At 68.5% G+C, this 16,727-nt stretch carries 16 protein-coding genes; 2 read left to right on the top strand and 14 right to left on the bottom strand.

The genetic code is table 11. The annotated features are described in order from the left end of the window. Nucleotides 1-155: 155 nt before the first annotated feature. From U9983_RS12015 to U9983_RS11985, 8 genes are all read right to left on the bottom strand, one after another. Nucleotides 156-956, bottom strand: coding sequence for a hypothetical protein (locus tag U9983_RS12015; protein WP_322754094.1), 801 nt, complete (start codon nt 954-956; stop codon nt 156-158). Beyond that, entirely contained in the window at nt 953-1,555 is a 603-nt protein-coding gene (locus U9983_RS12010) for a hypothetical protein (protein ID WP_322754093.1), read from the bottom strand. The genes U9983_RS12015 and U9983_RS12010 overlap by 4 nt, the downstream gene beginning before the upstream one ends. Before the next feature lie 140 nt (nt 1,556-1,695). Continuing rightward, a complete protein-coding gene (locus tag U9983_RS12005; RefSeq protein WP_322754092.1) occupies nt 1,696-1,896 on the bottom strand; it encodes a hypothetical protein in 201 nt (66 codons plus the stop codon). 50 nt (nt 1,897-1,946) lie between these two features. Then, nucleotides 1,947-2,150, bottom strand: coding sequence for a DUF6011 domain-containing protein (locus U9983_RS27835; protein ID WP_416211369.1), 204 nt, complete (start codon nt 2,148-2,150; stop codon nt 1,947-1,949). Between the two features lie 436 nt (nt 2,151-2,586). Beyond that, nucleotides 2,587-4,419: a hypothetical protein gene (locus tag U9983_RS12000; protein ID WP_322754091.1), complete on the bottom strand. Its 1,833-nt coding sequence runs from the start codon at nt 4,417-4,419 to the stop codon at nt 2,587-2,589. Beyond that, nucleotides 4,416-4,793: a hypothetical protein gene (locus U9983_RS11995; RefSeq protein ID WP_322754090.1), complete on the bottom strand. Its 378-nt coding sequence runs from the start codon at nt 4,791-4,793 to the stop codon at nt 4,416-4,418. Before U9983_RS11995 ends, U9983_RS12000 begins: the two co-directional genes overlap by 4 nt. Beyond that, on the bottom strand, nt 4,790-5,335 hold the full coding sequence (locus U9983_RS11990; protein ID WP_322754089.1) for a bifunctional DNA primase/polymerase: 546 nt from the start codon (nt 5,333-5,335) through the stop codon (nt 4,790-4,792). The genes U9983_RS11995 and U9983_RS11990 overlap by 4 nt, the downstream gene beginning before the upstream one ends. 170 nt (nt 5,336-5,505) lie before the next feature. Beyond that, nucleotides 5,506-5,784: a hypothetical protein gene (locus U9983_RS11985; RefSeq protein ID WP_322754088.1), complete on the bottom strand. Its 279-nt coding sequence runs from the start codon at nt 5,782-5,784 to the stop codon at nt 5,506-5,508. 181 nt (nt 5,785-5,965) lie between these two features. Here U9983_RS11985 and U9983_RS11980 point away from each other — a divergent pair, with 181 nt between their 5' ends. After that, nucleotides 5,966-6,133, top strand: coding sequence for a hypothetical protein (locus U9983_RS11980; protein WP_322754087.1), 168 nt, complete (start codon nt 5,966-5,968; stop codon nt 6,131-6,133). 59 nt (nt 6,134-6,192) lie between these two features. Here U9983_RS11980 and U9983_RS11975 read toward each other — a convergent pair whose 3' ends face one another. The 5 genes from U9983_RS11975 to U9983_RS11955 all read right to left on the bottom strand — a co-directional run bounded on the left by U9983_RS11975 (nt 6,193) and on the right by U9983_RS11955 (nt 13,768). Continuing rightward, on the bottom strand, nt 6,193-7,659 hold the full coding sequence (locus U9983_RS11975; RefSeq protein ID WP_322754086.1) for a recombinase family protein: 1,467 nt from the start codon (nt 7,657-7,659) through the stop codon (nt 6,193-6,195). 65 nt (nt 7,660-7,724) lie between these two features. Continuing rightward, a complete protein-coding gene (locus tag U9983_RS11970; protein WP_322754085.1) occupies nt 7,725-9,854 on the bottom strand; it encodes an ArnT family glycosyltransferase in 2,130 nt (709 codons plus the stop codon). 143 nt (nt 9,855-9,997) lie between these two features. Next, the gene (locus tag U9983_RS11965; protein WP_322754084.1) at nt 9,998-11,290 is read right to left on the bottom strand and encodes a glycosyltransferase; all 1,293 of its coding nucleotides are present in this window, start codon (nt 11,288-11,290) and stop codon (nt 9,998-10,000) included. Between the two features lie 4 nt (nt 11,291-11,294). Next, nucleotides 11,295-13,025: a sensor histidine kinase gene (locus U9983_RS11960; RefSeq protein ID WP_322754083.1), complete on the bottom strand. Its 1,731-nt coding sequence runs from the start codon at nt 13,023-13,025 to the stop codon at nt 11,295-11,297. 2 nt (nt 13,026-13,027) lie between these two features. Then, the gene (locus tag U9983_RS11955) at nt 13,028-13,768 is read right to left on the bottom strand and encodes a response regulator transcription factor (protein ID WP_322754082.1); all 741 of its coding nucleotides are present in this window, start codon (nt 13,766-13,768) and stop codon (nt 13,028-13,030) included. Nucleotides 13,769-14,133: 365 nt separating this feature from the next. Here U9983_RS11955 and U9983_RS11950 point away from each other — a divergent pair, with 365 nt between their 5' ends. Further along, nucleotides 14,134-15,318 carry a hypothetical protein gene (locus tag U9983_RS11950; RefSeq protein ID WP_322754081.1) on the top strand — a complete coding sequence of 395 codons (1,185 nt, stop codon included), beginning with the start codon at nt 14,134-14,136 and terminating at the stop codon, nt 15,316-15,318. Between the two features lie 52 nt (nt 15,319-15,370). Here the strand turns inward: U9983_RS11950 and U9983_RS11945 are convergent, their stop codons facing one another. After that, nucleotides 15,371-16,648: a helix-turn-helix domain-containing protein gene (locus U9983_RS11945; protein WP_322754080.1), complete on the bottom strand. Its 1,278-nt coding sequence runs from the start codon at nt 16,646-16,648 to the stop codon at nt 15,371-15,373. Nucleotides 16,649-16,727 lie beyond the last annotated feature (79 nt).

Raw genomic sequence — 16,727 nt, 5'->3', positions numbered from 1 at the left:
CAGTGTATCTGATGTTGTGGGGTTAGGTTCGTGTTCCTTTGGTTGTCTCGTCATTCGCTTGTGTGAAGAGGGGCAGGGTCACGCCCACCAAGGCTTACGACCCTGCCCCTTTCGGCCAGCGGGAATGATGCGACGCATTCTCACTGACACGCTTATCATGCTGCCTGCGTTTTGTGGCGTAGTGGCAGGCAGAGGAATGTTGCAATGCCGAGAATGCCCGGTTCGGGCATTGCTGTTACGGCAGGGTGTGTGCCAAACCTGGGATGCTCTGCGAGTGCACGCGACGTCTCGTCTATGAGAGGCTGCGCTTCTGCGAGGGTGACAGGTTCGTGTTGTAGGAGCAACGCGCCCAAATGGTCTGCGAAGTATTCGTCAGCCTCGCGTGCGTGTTCGCCTCGCGTGCCAAAGGCTGGGTCTATTAGATGGGCGAGTTCGTGTGCCCATTCGCGTGCGCCTGACATGGGGGCGAGGATGATACGTCTGTGGATCAGGTCGCAGAGTCCTGCTGTTCCCGGGTCCAGGACGTGTACCTCAACGGCCAGTCCTTGGATGCCGGCTATGTCTGCTGCGAGGGCCATCAAGGGGAGTTCGCGTAGGTAGGGGTCGAGCGCGAGCGTGCCTGGGTGTGCCTGTGTGGCTGCTGGCAGCATGTGCTGTTCTGCCTGTGTGCGTGCGAGTGCGAGGATCGTTCGTGACGTGTCGATGAGCCATTCGGCGAGGCTGTCGAGGTCGCTATCACTCGCTGCGGGTTTCCGGGTTCGTTCGAGGATTTCCCGGACGATTTCCGAATGTTCCCACAGGGTGAGGATAGCTAGGATGATGGCGTCGCTGTGCCGGGCGAATGGGCCTGTGCTGGTGGTGTAGGAGCTGGCGTCGGTGATGGTGTCGGGTGGGGTGATGGCGAGCATCGCCCCGTATGCGATCGGCCAGTTGATGAGGTCGGCTGGGCTGGTCACAGTTTCGCGGCTTCGTCGGCGGCCAGCCATGCCGAGTCCACAATGAATTTCCGGTATGCGCGGCATTGCGGGCTGGATGGGAGAATCGTTTTTGTGGATTCGGCGCGGAGGAATGCGATTCGTTTCCATGCGACCCGGGCTTTTATCGGGTCGTTTCCGACGAAATTCGTGTAGATGGGGTCACCGTTTGACGCATGGCCGTTTGGCGGCGGCGGGGCAAGGCGGTCGGCGCACAGGTCGAGGTCTGCGACGGTCCACGGCGATGTGTCGAGGCGGGGGGGTGGGACATGCGTTGAACTGACATAGCGTGGGATTCTGCTACCGGGGGAGCGTGGCCGTCCGGTTCGGATTTCGTCGAATGTTGCGCCGGTGTGTCCTGCGTCGTCGGGTAGGTCGGGGGTGCAGATGACCCATACGCCGGAGCGGTCTTCGACAATCATGCGGCCGGCGGGGTCGCGGGTGACGGATAGGATTTCCCGGCGGGCTTTCACGACGGATTGGGGGTGGCCGAGCGCTTTTGCTGCCTCGAGCATGAGCTGGTCGCCGGTGTGGATTGGGCGGGGTGGCCGTGCGGGGAAATCGTCGATAATCACGGGCATGTTTTGGCTCGTTTCTTGGCGGGCGACTATTGCACTCTGATCATACCGTGCCCGGTCCGGGTCTGCGATTTGGGGTGGCGGCGGGAATGCGCGGGACGGCTGGGCGTCAAGGTTGCTGAGGGTGCGCCGGTGGCTGAGGCTCACGTGTTCTCCTGGGGTGGGCTGAGGCGGGCGAGGTGGCGCCGGTGGCGGGCGGTCAGGCCGAAGTTCCGGCGGATTGTTTTCGCGGCGCTGGCGGCTTTCTGGGTGGCATGGCGGGTACGTGCCGCTTCGATGGCTGCGGCAACACGGGCAAGGGATTCGGCGCGGAGGGTTTCGAGGTCGGCGGCGGTCACGGTCATTGTCGTGCTTTCGGGTGGGAAGGAGCCGGACGGGGCAGGGTCCGGCGGATTTACGCTGCCGTGTCGAGTGACAATTGAATGTGGAGGCAGACCGTTGCCTGTGCGGCTACTTTCGCCAGCCTGCGAATGTCGGTTGGCTGAAGGCGCCGGCGGCATCGCGGGCCGACGGATAGGGCGATAGAGCCAGGATCGACGATCTTCCGGTCGCAGACACGGCACCTGGGCGGGCCGTCGGTAGCAGCTGTGGTGGTCATAGTTGATCTCTCTTGATCGTTAGTGGGGAGCCCGGGTGGTTGGCGTTTTGGACTGGCGCCTGTCCAGAGCGGCCAACCACGGGGGGTGACTGTCGGTAGTTGCTCTCAGGTGCGTATTTACGTTTTCTCGGCGGTCAGTTCCCCGAGCACCGACAACCACTACCCGCACTACCCGCATTGGGGCCGAAAACGGCCTGTGAGCTGCGCGGATAGGTGCGGGTAGTGCTTCCCGCCACTACCCGCACTGCGGGTAGTGACCCCCGCAAGCCGTGATCTTGCGGGTAGTGACTACCCGCACTGCGGGTAGTGCTGAAGGCCAACCCCCCGCATCGAAAACCCTTGTAACACAGGGGTTTTTCGTCGTTTGCGGGTAGTGCGGGTAGTGGTTGTCGGTGCTCGGGGAAAATCTTGGTGAGATGACACAAATTCATGGTGATCACAGGTCGGCTGCCTTCTCGATTTCCCAGCGTTGGACCTTGTTGTGACTGTCCGTTGTCGCCTCACGGAGGACGTATGAGCCGAACCAGCGGCCGACCTGGCCCCGGAGTCGCTTCCCGAGCGCGATGACGCTCGGGATGTGGCGGCCGTCCAGCAAGGTGTCGGGGATGGTGCCTTCCCAGGGGTCGGAGCCGTCCGGGTCCCGCTCGAAGCTGGCTCGAAGCATGGCGGAGGTGATCGGCTGTGCGCCGAACTTCTGTTCCCAGCGGCTGAGGAACGCTTGCCACATTGCCGCGGCGTCGTCCATCTCGCGGACGTCGGTGGCGTTGGCGAGGAAGCCGGGTAGGCCGTGATGGGTGACGAACCCGCCGGCTGCCTGCGCCCACGGGGTGAACTGGCGCATGACGTGGTGCGAGCGGGGGGCGCCGGCGGTCATCCAGTCGGCGACGAGGACCAGGACGTGCCACATCAGCTCATGGCGGTTTGCCGGTGCGGTCAGCCATGTTTCCAGGTCGGGGATCGCGAACCCGGATCGCTGGTCGGGGTTGGGCATGTTCGGGTCGAGCCGGACCACGGCGGTGCGGGTGGCCATGTCCCCGCCGAGACGGATGTTGTTACCGGTCGCGAGCCACATCCGGTCGTTGGCGCGTTTCGCGGTCTTGGATGAGCCGAGGATGCGGTCAGACCATTCGGTCGCGGTAAGGAGTCCCGCGAGGATCGGGGATTTAATTTGCGTTCCTTCTTCAAGATTGTCGAATACGATGACCGACTCGGGTTGCGCCAAAACGGACGTGATGACCTTGCGGAGTTCTTCGTCGGATTCCGGCCACGGCTGCTGTCGTTTCCCATATAGGGCGCCGGCGATGTCGGTCAGGAGCGTTTTCCCGGACGCCTGCGTGGTCGCGGTGACCAGGCCGAACGGGATAAGTGCGCGTACGTAGGGGCGCAGGATCGGCGAGACGAGCAGGCCGAGATAGGTAGCCCTGTCGGCATCCGATACCCATGGGAAATCATGCAGCACCCGGCCGATGAAGCGCTTTGCGGAGATCACCTGTTCCCGTGATGGGTGTTCCGGCACCGGGCGGAGGGCGACTTTCGGGGCGTAGTACAGCCCGGTCGCCCGGTCGTAGCCGACGGTCTGTAGGAGTGATCCGTCAGGTCGCAGTATGGGCGAGCTGACAATCCCGCGGAGTGGGCGGACGCCTGGCCAGTGCCGACCCGAGAGCACAGCCGCAAGAACCCGGTCGGGGGGAGTGCACTCCTCCTCCCACTCCGCGCCGCTGAAGCCCTGGCAGATCTTGAAGACGTAGGCTTTATGAGCGAGCAGCGACGCGAACCCTGCCGCGGTCAGTGGCGCCGAGGCGAGCGGTAGCGGATCGTCAGAATCGGTGCCGATATCTCCGGAGATGCGGCCGACCTGGACGATCTCACCGTTCGTGACGTACAAATCGTCGAATTCTCCCTCGTCGACTGCGGCGGTCAGGGTCCGGATCGTTTCGGGTGTGTCGCCTGCCTCGATCCAGGGCTTGCCCTGGGGTCGTTCTGTCGGCTGGACGGTAGGGGGTTTGTCGGCTTCGTGCTGGGAGGCACGGGCGCGCATAGTCTCGTCCCATCCAGCCTTAAATGCCTCATCGAATGCGCGTTTCCCGAGCAGGCGGGTTATCGTGAGTGCGTCCCGATGCTCCGCTTTGATCATCATGTTGGGGGCATGGCGGCCGAGGAGGTAGGCGTGCTCCCGTGCTGCCTTGAGCTTTGCTAGGTCGTTGGGTTCTTCCTTCAGTTTGGCGATGATGGTGTTGATGTCGAGCTCGACAGAGGGCAGCGCGGTCATGCCGGGTCACCAGCTGTCCGCGGTGCACGCATTCCCGCAGAAAGCCCGGACTCGACAGTTCGAGTCGCCTCGGACAGCGGGAGGCCCGCTGTTACTCCCGCGTCGGTGAGGGCTTGGCGGACGTCCTGCTCATCCAGGAGGCCACCCGCGACGAGTCGGCCTATTTTGTACGCGGCGCCGTTGAGCGCATGGTTTCGGCCGCTGTCGGGCGCCATAGCGGCGATATCCGCGCATTCCCCGGTCAATGCGGCCAATGCCCAGCGTTCCCGCCGCGCGCCGGTGCTTGGCGCGGTCCTGGATACGGCGCGAGTGGTTGGCTGATTGGGAGGTGAGGGCCGCTGATCAACGGGCACCCACGGCGGGATGAGGCTCATCGGGTGCCCCAGCACCAGCGGTAACGGCGTCCGGAGATGTGCACGGATGGCGCCGCGACGACATAGCCGGATTTCCCGCGGTAGTCGAGTCCGGGGAGGAATCGGGTTTTGTTGCCATCCCCGGATGGTGGGACAAACAAATGCCAGCCGATTTCACGGCCGGTTTCGGCGATTCCGAGAATGTCCGGCGGGTAGCCTGCACGGTCCATTTCGGCGAGGGATGCGAGCCCTTCCGGGCCGTCGAGGTCGATGACGTCGAAGTGCACGCCGGTCCGAAGCCCGACGTTGGCGTGCGGCCACCGGCTCCACCATGATCGGATCACGTCCGGGTCGACGGACGCGTTGTGCAGTCCGCGGGGTGCAGCGCGGCCGATGGGGTGCTTCGCGGGCCGGTGGCAGTCGGGTGTGCCGCATGCGCAGCGGTCCCCGTTCGGCCACCACAACGGGACTACCGGCCAGCCGCGCCGGGCGTAGCCGAGTGCCGCGGCTTTGAGGTCGGGATGCGCGCGCCGATCAGCGCGCTCGGTGGAAGAATCGAGCATGGGTCTCGTTCCCTCTCTGTAAGGGTTCGGGGTCAAGGGCCGATCGGGTGCGTCAACACCTGGTCGGCCCGCGTCGGTTAGAGCGGACGGGTTATGATCGTGAGGATCCGTTCTTGCCGATCTGATCATTGCGGCGCCTGGTTCCTCGGCCGGGCGCCGTTTCGGCGCTTTCATGCGGCTTCGGCTTCTCGGTCGATAGCGGTCTTAGCGGCTTTGCTGATCGGTCCGAGTAGCGCGCGGACCTCATCCAGCACGGCGGGGTCAATCGGACCGTCAGCGGCGAGCTCGGCCGCACGGCGGACAGCGGCTACGGCGACCGTGGCGGCTGTCGTCGGGTCGGTGATGCGGCCGATGGTGCGCGGGATGTCACGAGATGCGACGCTGGCCAGTCGTGCGCGCTCCCGGCAAAACTCCGGATCAGCATTTTTTCCGGTCGGGCTGTAAGGCATCGGTTCTCGCCTTCGGGCAGCAAAAATACGCCGCCCGATGGAGGCGGCCTGCCCGGACTTTCCGCCCGGCGGATCTCCACGATCGTAGCACCTCTACTCACGGTGTCTTCGTCGACGGTTCGTACGAGACGTCGAACTCGACGAAGCCGGCTTCGGTTAGGCGGTCGAGGACATCGCGCGCATGTTCGGCAGTCCACTGCGGGTTCCGGCTGCACCGGGGACAGCGGATATGCACGCGACGTTCATCGTCCAATCGGACGCATTCGTGTTTGCGTCGACCGGCGAGATCACCCATGGCGAATCCGCGGTTGACGTCGATTCTTTCAGCGCGGCCGACGAGGTCGCCTAGTACGCATCGGGAATGCTGCCCACGATCAGTGCAGATCAGTCCGAGGATCCGTGGATTGCTCATGATGCCGTCCGTCGGGTGATCCGGATTAGGTTCGGGTCGAATTTCCCGCCACGTGCACCGGGCAGGATGACGACGTCGATCAGTGCGCGGACGATCGCGCGGCGCCTCGACAGTGTCAGGCCAGGCCAGTGCGCGGCCACGTCGTTCAGGTCCAACAGTCCGTCCACGAGCGACACCCGCGCCATTGCGGCCTGTCTGCGTCGCAACGTGTCCAGCTCGGTCCGGACCTTGTCCACGGCTGTCCTACGCACGATCCGGGTGACCTCGTCGGTCAGGTCGTCATCGGCCATCGCGGCGCCGATTGCCGCGGCCCTGGCCTGCGCAGCCTCGATCCCGCGGCCTACGGCGAGTACCTCGCCAGCGTCCGGGGCGCCTGCGGCCATCAGCTGTTCGACCGTGCCGGGTGCGGCGAGAAGGTGGATCACGATCGTCTCAACCAGCGCATCGACGGGGTCCGCGGCACGACGTACCCCGCGGCATCCGCCTTGCATGATCGGCGGGCACAGGTAGGCGCGTGGCGCCGAACGGTGCGGCTGAGTGCCTACGACGGTTGCGCCGCACTTCCCGCATTTCGCGATCCCGGACAGCAAATGGACGTGCTTGTTCGTCCAGCCGGGCGGCGTGGTACGGCCGGACAGCAGACCCGATACCGCGTCGAAGGTGTCGCGATCGAGGACCGCGGGCCATATTGCCGGCCCGATGTCCTGGCCATGGTGAATCCGCCGTCCGGTGATCGTCGGGTTCATGAGGGAACGCCGTAGCGTCTGCGCGTTCCACAGGGGAGTGCGGCCCGATCGTTCGGTTCGGGTGGCAAGCGCAGGCCGGATGCCGCGTTCATTCAGCTCGCGGCAGATTGTCCGTAGGGGTTCTCCAGCGAGTACCCGTTTTGCCACGTCCTGGAGAATCGCAGCCTCTTCGGGGATCGTCGCGGTCCGGTCGGGGGTGAGCCCGTACACGCGGCCTCCGCCCGGGTTGCGGCCTTGTTCGGCGGCCTGCTGTTTGGCTCGCGCGACTCGTTCGCCGATTTGCTCGGCCTCGAACGTGTCGACTTCTCCGAGTAGACCCGCGAGCATCCGGCCGGACGCTGTCGACAGGTCCAGGTCAGGACCTTTGAGGGTCACGACGCGGACCCGGTGGGATGCGAGTACCTCGAGTGCGTCGGCACGCTGCCTGCGGTTACGCCAGAGCCGGGAGAGCGCGTAGACGACGATCACCTGTACCTCGCCGTGGCCAACGGCGGTCATGAGGCGGTCGTACTGGTCGCGCGGCGTCGCCCGGGTCGCGCTGATGTCGTTGTCGACGTACGGCGGGCCGATCAGTTTCCACTCGGGGTGACGGTCGACCAGGGTCAGCGCGTCTTCGACCTGGCGGGTAACGCCGGCCGCGTCAGAGTCGCGATCGTGGCTGATGCGGGCGTAGACGGCCACGGCAAGCAGGGGGGTAGTGACAGGTTCGGGTGGCATGTGGCAGAGTGTGCCACACGCGGCTGGGAGTTATGGCAGCCTTTTCCACCTACCGCTCGGGTGGGTCAGCTCGTCTGGTGCGTCAGGTCGTAGACCGTCTGGCCGCCGACGGTGGTCGAGGTGAAATGTGCCTCGACCCAGGTGGAGATGTCGCTTCCGGTGCCGTTGCTGTTCGGGCCACCCATCCCTCCGCCACCGGAGCCGGTGATGAAGTAATGGATCTTTCCGGCGGCGACATAGGCCTGGAAGGCGGCGAGGGTCGGTGTGCCGTCGCTGCCACTGAATCCGCCGATGGCCATGACTGCTTTTCCGCTGGCGAGCTCCAGCGGAGCCGCACTCTGGGAGCCGACCGTGGCGGCTGCCCAGGTGTTGGTGGTCTTCTGTACCAGCGACACCAGTTCGGCGTTGGCGGTCTGACCGCCGAATCCACCCGCTCCGCCGAATCCACCGGGCTGACCGGCGGATGTTCCGCCGTTTGTACCACTGGGTGTACCGCTGGTTGTGGAGCCGTTCACCCCGGCGCCGCCGGGCGGGGTTCCTCCCGCGAACAACCGCCCATCGGAAGGTCCGCCACCGGGACCGCCCATGGCGCTGGTGCTCCCCGGACCGACGGCCGGGAGTGAGCCGGTGTGTGGGTGCGACGCAGTGCTGGCGGCATAGCCGGCCGTACCCGCGAGGCCGGTGAGCAACGCCGCCGTCGCGACCACGATCGCGCCCTTGCGCAGGATGCGTCGTCCGGCCAGCAGGCCGCCGATCGTCACCGCGCCGCAGACGAGAACCGTGTAGCGCAGCCACGGAGTCCAGCCCGGGGTGAGAGCAAGCAGGCGGTAGCTCCAACCTGCGGTGCCAGCGATGATTATGGACGCGCTGATCCGGGCGAACCAGGTCTCCCGTTGCTGCCAGAGGAGCCGTCCGGTGATCGCCACCAGCGCCGCAACGGCCGGGGCGAGCGCGATCGTGTAGTACGGGTGCATGGTGCCCTGCATGTAGCTGAACACGATCCCCGTCACGAGCAGCCAGCCGCCCCAGAGGATGATCGCTGCCCGGGTGCGGTCGGTGCGCGGTGCCCGGCGGGTGAGCCACAGGCCGGCGACCAGGCTGAGCAGCGCCGCGGGGAGCAGCCAGGAGATCTCCAGGCCTGTTTCCGAGCGGAACAGGCGGGTGATACCGGTGCTTCCCCCGAAACCGCCACCGGCCCCGAAACCGCCCCCGCCGCCCCCGCCGGCACCGCCGGCACCGCCGGCACCGCCGGCCCGGGTACCGCCACCGCCGCCACCGCCGCCGTTGCCGGCTCCGCCGAACAGGCGACCGAGGCCGTTGTAGCCGAATGCCAGCTCAAGCACGCTGTTGTTCGTCGAGCCGCCGATGTACGGGCGGGCGGACGCCGGCCACAGCGACACGATCGTGACCCACCAGCCCGCCGCGGCGAGAAGGGCGCCGACGGAGGCGAGAAGCTGGAGGATCCGGCGGCGCAGCCCGGTCGGAGCGGCGATCAGATAGGCCAGGCCGAATGCGGGAACGACGAGCAGTGCCTGGCCCATTTTGGTGAGAAAGCCGAAGCCGATGGCAACCCCGGCCAGCGCAAGCCATTTCGTGCTGGCCGACTCGATCGCCCGCACCGTGCAGTAAGCGCCGGTGACCAGGAGCAGGACGAGCAGCGCGTCCGGGTTGTTGAAGCGGAACATCAGTGTCGCGGCCGGGGTGAGGGCCAGCGCCGTGCCGGCGAGCAGGCCCGCGGTCGGTCCGGACCACCGGCGCACGGTTGCGTACAGGAGCCCGACGGCTGCCACGCCTTCCAACGCCTGCGGGGCGAGCATGCTCCAGGAGGAGAAACCGAAGATCCGGCCCGACAGTTCCATCACCCACAGCGATGCCGGTGGTTTGTCGACGGTGATGAAGTTGGACGAGTCGAAGGAGCCGAAGAAGAACGCCTTCCAGCTCGTGGTGCCGGCCTGGACCGCCGCTGCGTAGAAGTCGTTGGCATTGCCGGACGCGCCGAGGTTCCACAGGTAGAGGACGGCGGTCGCGGCGAGCAGCGTCAGGAGCGCGGGCCGGACCCATCCCGGGTCGGTCTCGGGTCCGCGCAGTCTGCGGCGCAGTCCGGTCGGCGGCCGCTCCCCGTCGTCGCGACGGGGCTCTGCAGTCGGATGCCGTCCCGGCGAACTGGCAGGGGGAAGCAGAGTCGAGGTGGACACAGGCGTTTCTCCAGTCCGGATGTGATCGGGATGGTGCGGACGCTGGGGGCGTGGGGGAGCTGGGGGCGTGGGGGAGCTGGGATGTCGCGGACGCTGGGGGCGGCGGGGGATGTCGGGGGGGATGCCGATGCCCCCCGCCGGGCTCACGCCTGCCGGCGGTGCGGGTGGAAGACCCAGGCGCGCAGCAGGACGAAGCGCAGGACCGTCGCGGCGAGGTTGGCGCCGATCAGGATGCCGAGTTCGAGGGGCCGTCCGGGGTGGCTGGCCAGCGCGCTGAGCACGGCCAGTGACCCACTGGTCAGCCCGAGCCCCAGGCCGAAGACCACAAGGCCTTCGAGCTGGTGGCGGCCGGCGCCGGCGCGCCCGCGTACCCCGAAGGTCAGCCGCCGGTTCGCGGCGGTGTTGGCGACCGCGGTGAGCGCCAGCGCGAGCAGGTTCGCGGCCTGCGCCCCCACCGTGCCCCGCAGCAGCAGGTACAGCACCAGGTAGGCCGCGGTGCTCGCCACCCCGACGCCGGTGAACCGCACAAGCTGTCCGGGCAGACCGACCGGTACGCCGGGGACGGCCGGCTCCAGCGGCGCACGGCCGAGCTGGCGGCGCAGGTCGCGCACGGGCAGCGCTCCGGTGGCCAGGGCACGTCCGACCCGGGCGACGCCCTTGAGATCGGCCAGGGCGGTGGCCCTGATGTCGACGCGGCTGTCGGGGTCGTCGACCCAGTCGACCGGAACCTCGTGGATGCGCAGTCCGGACCTTTCGGCGAGGACGAGCAGCTCGGTGTCGAAGAACCAGCCGGTGTCCTCGATCAGGGGCAGCAGCTGCGCGGCGACGTCGGCGCGGATGGCCTTGAACCCGCATTGGGCGTCGGAGAAGCGGGCTGCGAGCGTGCCGCGCAGGATGAGGTTGTAGCAGCGGGAGATCACCTCCCGCTTCACGCCGCGGATGACCCGCGAGTCACGTGCCAGTCGGGTTCCGATCGCGAGATCGGAGTGTCCGGAGATCAGCGGGGCGACCAGCGGCAGCAGCGCCGCGAGGTCCGTGGACAGGTCGACGTCCATGTAGGCCAGCACCGGGGCGTCGGATGCCGACCAGACCGTGTGCAGGGCGCGTCCGCGGCCCTTCTGCTCAAGGTGGGCGACGGTGACCTCGGCGATGGCGGCCTGGAGCGTTTCCGCCACGGCCAGGGTCGCATCCGTGCTGGCGTTGTCGGCGATCGTGATCCGAAAGGGGTACGGGAAGGTCCTGGTCAGGTGTGCGCACAGGCGGCGTACGCACGGCTCCAGGTCGGCCTGCTCGTTGTAGACGGGGATGACCACGTCCAGCACTGCCGCGGGGTGGGTTGCCAGGATGGGCCGGCGGGCGGCCGGGACGGGCGTGTGGGTGGCCCGCGGGGCGGTCCGACCAGGTGCGTCCTGCGGGGTGACGGTCGCTGTGGGCATGGACCTACAGTCGGTCCGGGACCTGTCGCCCCCTTGTGCCGAAGCTGTGCCTTTCCTGTGAACCTGTCTCGGCTCCAGTCGCGGACGTCAGCCGCGGCGTGGGCTGGCGACCCGGCATCGGGTCCCCAGTCGGCATCGCGTCCCCGGCTGGCATTGCGGGCCCGGGGACCATGGCCGGCACGTGCGTCGGCAGGCGGACGATGAACGCCGTCTGACCAGGGCGGCTCGTGACATCCACGGTGCCGTGGTGAGCGGTGACGACGGCGCTGACGATGGCCAGGCCCAGCCCGGTGCTGCCGGCGGCGCGGGAACGGGAACCGTCGCCGCGGGCAAACCGCTCGAACACGGACGGAAGAAGATCAGGCGGGATGCCGGGTCCGTCGTCGAGCACGTCGAGCACGGCAAGGCCCGGGGAGCGGGCGTGCAGGCTCGCGGTGACCGTCGTGCCGGGCGGGGTGTGGGTGCGGGCGTTGGCGAGCAGGTTGGCCAGCACCTGGTGCAGGCGGGCCGTGTCGCCGGTGACGATCACCGGCTCGTCGGGCAGCTCGAGCTGCCAGCGGTGGTGGGGCCCGGCGGCGTGGGCGTCGCTCACCGTGTCCACGACGAGTCGGGACAGATCGACCGCTTCGGCGTCGAGGGGACGTCCGGCGTCCAGCCGCGCGAGGAGCAGCAGGTCCTCGACCAGGCTGGTCATCCGGGTCGCTTCGGACTCCACCCGGCTCAGCGCGTGGGCGATGTCGGGGGGCACCCGGTCGCGGCCGCGGCGGGTCAGCTCGGCGTATCCGCGGATGGCGGCCAGCGGGGTCCGCAGTTCGTGGCTGGCGTCCGCGACGAACTGACGGACCTTCATCTCGCTGGCCTGGCGTGCCGCGAGGGCCGCGCCGACGTGGCCGAGCATGCTGTTGAGCGCCGCGCCGACCTGACCGACCTCGGTACGTGGGTCGGTGTCCGCCTCCGGGACGCGCTCAGCCAGCGCGACCTCGCCGCGGTCCAACGGCAGTTGGGCGACCCGCCTGGCGGTGGTCGCCACGCGTCGCAGCGGCCGAAGCGTGAGGCGGACGATGGCCGTGCCGGCGAACGCGGCGGCGAGCAGTCCGATCCCGGCGACGGCGGCTCCGACGACCGCCAGCTGGGAGAGGGTCGCCTGGATGGGGCGTAGCGGCAGGCCGGTCACGAGCACGGCGCCGTCGGGCATCTGGCGGGCGATCAGCCGGAATTCTCCGTTGCCGCCGATCGTCTGCGTGTGCGGATGTTCGTCGGCCGGGACGGTGGTCAGGGCCGCCGCGGCCCCGGCGTCCAGGGGTGCAAGCGAGCCGTCATCGCTGATGATCCCGGCATCCGAGACCACACCGGCGGTCAGCCGGGCCCCAAGGGTACCCGCGGACTGGCCCGGCGGCAACAGGAAAGCCGGATGAAAGCCCGGTACCCCATCCGGTGCCCCGTTCGTGGCCCCGTTCGTGGCCCCGTTCGTGGCCCCGTTCGTGGCCCCGTTCGATGACCGCAGCTGCCCGGCACGGTTGTCGGAAGGCTGGCCGAGGGCATCCTGGGAGCGGGTGACGGCGGCGGTCAGCTGGTCGTCGAGGCGTCCCACCAGGAAGTCGTGCAGGGCCACCTCGGTGACGACGCCCACCACCAGGCATACCGCCGCGAGCAGACCGACCAGGCCCACAACCAGGCGGGTCCGCAGCGACCACCCGAGACGTCGGCTGGTTGTTCCCATGGTGCGGCTACGCATGGTTACTGTTCGCCGGGCTTAAGGACGTAACCCGCACCGCGCACAGTGTGGATCATCGGGGTTCGACCGGCGTCGATCTTCTTACGGAGGTAGGAGATGTAGAGCTCGACGACGTTGGCCTGGCCGCCGAAGTCGTAGTTCCAGACCCGGTCGAGAATCTGGCTCTTGCTCAGGACCCGGCGTGGGTTACGCATCAGGAAGCGCAGGAGCTCGAACTCGGTGGCCGTGAGCTCGATCAGGTCATCGCCGCGCCGGACCTCGTGGCTGTCCTCGTCCAGGGTCAGGTCACCGACCACCAGCTCGGAGGATGTGCGGGCGGAGCTGGCCCCGGCCCGGCGCATCAGACCCCGCAACCGGGCGACGACCTCCTCCAGGCTGAACGGCTTGGTCACGTAGTCGTCGCCACCGGCGGTGATCCCGGCGATGCGGTCCTCCACAGCGTCCCGAGCCGTCAGGAACAGCACCGGGACGTCGGTGGCCTCCGTTCGCAGTCGCCGTAGCACTTCCAGGCCGTCGATGTCGGGCAGCATCACGTCCAACACCACCGCGTCGGGGCGGAACTCCCGGGCCGTGCGTACCGCGCTGAGCCCGTCCCCGGCGATGCGGACTTCCCAGCCCTCGTACCGCAGCGCCATCGACAACAGCTCGGAGAGCGCGGGTTCGTCGTCCACGACGAGCACCCGCAGTGCGGTGCCGTCCACCCGGCGCAGCGCCGGGAGCGGCTGGCGCGTGCTCTGAGCCACTGGCTGAGCCACTGGCTGAGCCACTCCCGGAGCCACTGCCGGAGGCGTTGTCTGCTGCGCCGTTTGGTGGGCAGCCTGCCGCGTCGTCTGGTGCACCTCGCCGGCCGACCCGCCAGGGGATCCCGGCCCGTTGGGGAGTAACGCCATGGGGCTCATGCAAACACAGTGCCGACGTCAGCTGTGGCACAGCCGGGTATCTCCTGTGAGTTTCCTGTGCCCACAGCTGGCGCCTTCCGGCCTCCGGTTTCCGGCCCGCGACCGGCCCGCGACCGGCTGTCTGGAGCCGGACCACAGCACGCCAGACCGGGGCACAGTAGTCTTCCCAACGCCAGAATGCCGATAGTGCGCAAACCCGGGGGTAAGGCGTGCCGGACTCAGCCATCGTGGACGTCCCGATCGGGCTCATCCTCGTGTTCGCAATCGGTAGCGTGGCGGTTTCCCGCATCAACGAGGCTGTGTTCGGGTTGATGTGCTACCGCGGCCGGCAGCTTGAGGCCGAGCTGCGTCGCCTCTTCGGTGATCGGCCCGTTGACGCCACGAGCGCCGCCCCCGACACCAGCCGGACGGCCACGCTCCTCGACGGCCCGCTGCGGGGTCTGCGTTCGGGCGGGCACGCGGGAGTCGTACCCGACCTGGGGGCCGCGCCGGTGGCGACCAGCGCCTGGCGGCGGGCCCGCCGGATGCGCCTGCCGTCCTACATCCCGTCGGCGGCCTTTGCGCGCGGCGTGCTCGACATGGTCGAACCGCCCGCGCGGGTCCTGCTCGCTCGGATGGACCACGTCACGATCCCCGAGACCGCCCGCACGGCATTGCGCGACGCGCATCAGTCGCTCACCGACACCACGGCTGCGGCGCTGTCCGACGCTCTTGTCGCGTCCCCGGCGGCGACCGAGGAGAGCCGCAGGATCGCCGCGTCCATCGTCGGACTCGCCGCGGCGGAACCGGTCGGGTCGCTTCTGGACGAGGTGGCCAAGCTGCCGGCGGACTCCCCGCTCCGGCTGGCGCTGACCGGCATCGTCACCCGGGCGGGCCACGACCGTGATCGGATCATCGCTGAACTCGCCGAATGGTACGACGACACCATGGACAGGCTTTCCGGCTGGTACAAGAGGCGCGTCCAGCGGTTCCTGCTCGTCTACGCGTTGCTGCTCACCCTGGCGCTGAACCTGGACGCGATAGCGCTCACCAACGCGCTGTGGGAAAATCGATCGTTGCGGACGGCCGCGGTCGAGGCTGCGTCCGCCCAGCTCGTCCCGACCGCTGTGGGTACCTCACCGGCCGCCGGCGCCGAGGATGCCGCGAACCGGGCCGTGAACGCCGTGCGGGATGCGGCGGCGCTGCGTCTCCCACTGGGGTGGAGCGGGCTCGACTCCGACCGTTCCGATCCCCGGCGGATCCCTGGTGATGTGGGCGACTGGGCGCTGAAGATTTTCGGGTGGCTGCTCACCGCGCTCGCGCTCTCGCTCGGCGCGCCGTTTTGGTTCGATCTCCTCGGTCGGCTCGTCAACATGCGCAGCACCGGCCCGAAGCCCGCCCCCGTGGCCAGCTGACCGGCGCGGCCAGCTGACCGGCGCCGCCGGGATCACCCGCCATGTCCGGATGTCACACCGGGGCGTCACGGTGTCCGGCCTGGGTCGGCATGGGCGGGCGTGGGCTGGCCCGCAGGACGAGCTCGAGCTCGAAGCGGACGTCGGGGTCGTCGAGGCTCTCGCCGAACAGCGTGCGTAGCTGGTTCAACCGGTAGCGGATCGTCTGCGGGTGCACCTGGAGTTCGGCGGCGATCCGGGCGCGTTGCCCCCGCAGCCGCAGCCACAGCAGCAGGGTTTCCGCCAGGCGCGCGCGGACTCTGACGGGAAGTCCGTCCAGCGGGGCCAGCCGCAGGCTAGCGAGGTCGGCCAGCAGCACCGGGTCTCGGGCGAGCAGGAGCTGGGCCAGGTGGTCGTCGGTGAACAGCGACCCGCCGGGGCACTCGGGTACCCCGGGCAGCTCCCCGCGGTCACGGGCGTTGCGGGCGAAGGCCGCCCTGGCCGCGCTCGCGGACGCCTCCGGCCACGGGACGGCTGGACCGACGACGGCTCCCAGACCTACCAGTGCCCGTTCCAGCCACTTGCGGCGGCCGGGGCCGGTCGGGTCGCCGACGAATATCCAGATGTCATCGCCCTTGATGGCGCGGGGGGTGTCCGGTGGCAGGGCCAGGCATCCGATGCGGTCGTCCACACGCTCGTCCCCGTCCCGGTCGTGGTCCGTGCCGGTGCCGGTGCCGGCGGACCCGGGCACGATGATCGCGGCGAGGCTGTCGGGTAGCCGGTAGGAGGCGGCCCGGGCGGTCTGTTCGATCGTCGCCGGGTTGCCGCCCGCCAGCATCAGCTCGCCGAGCCGGTCCCACAGGCGACCGCGTTCGCTGGCCGCCCGGGACTGCGCGAGCGCGTAGCCCTCGGCGGTGGCGCCGGAGATTCCGTCGATGTATGCGAACATCGTCTCGGCCAGGGACACGAGCCCGTCGGCGTCCAGGCCGCCGCGCCGCGCCGCGTCGGCGAGCCGGCGCCAGGCGACCCGCGCGCCCACCCGGTAGGCGCCGAGCAGCGTGTCCAGCGAACGGCCGGCGCGGAACTCGCCGCGCCCGAGGCGGACGTAGACCTCGCGGCTGGCGGCCAGGTCCGGCGGGCCGGGCGAGTTCGTGTCGACCACGGTGAGGAAGCGAAGCAGGGCCTCCTCGACACCCTGGCGGACACCGCGGCCGAACGAGCCCTCCAGCGGCCGCGCGTATGCCGGTACCTCACGTGCTATCGCCGCGATCAGATCGTCGCCAAGAGACATGAGTTCGAGCCGCAGAACATCGGCAAGATCAGAAGGAAACTGTCCTCCCGGAACAGTTTGCATCGGCCGCACTTTACTCCGGGCAGTCGCGGTGTCGGTACATTTCTGGGCCGTCGTGCCGAGGCGTCGCGGATCGGATTGC

This window comes from Protofrankia sp. Cas3 (assembly GCF_963555955.1).
GTDB lineage: Bacteria > Actinomycetota > Actinomycetes > Frankiales > Frankiaceae > Protofrankia.
The sequence above is the reverse complement of the archived record's forward strand: the minus strand, read 5'-3'. Positions and strand labels throughout refer to the sequence as shown.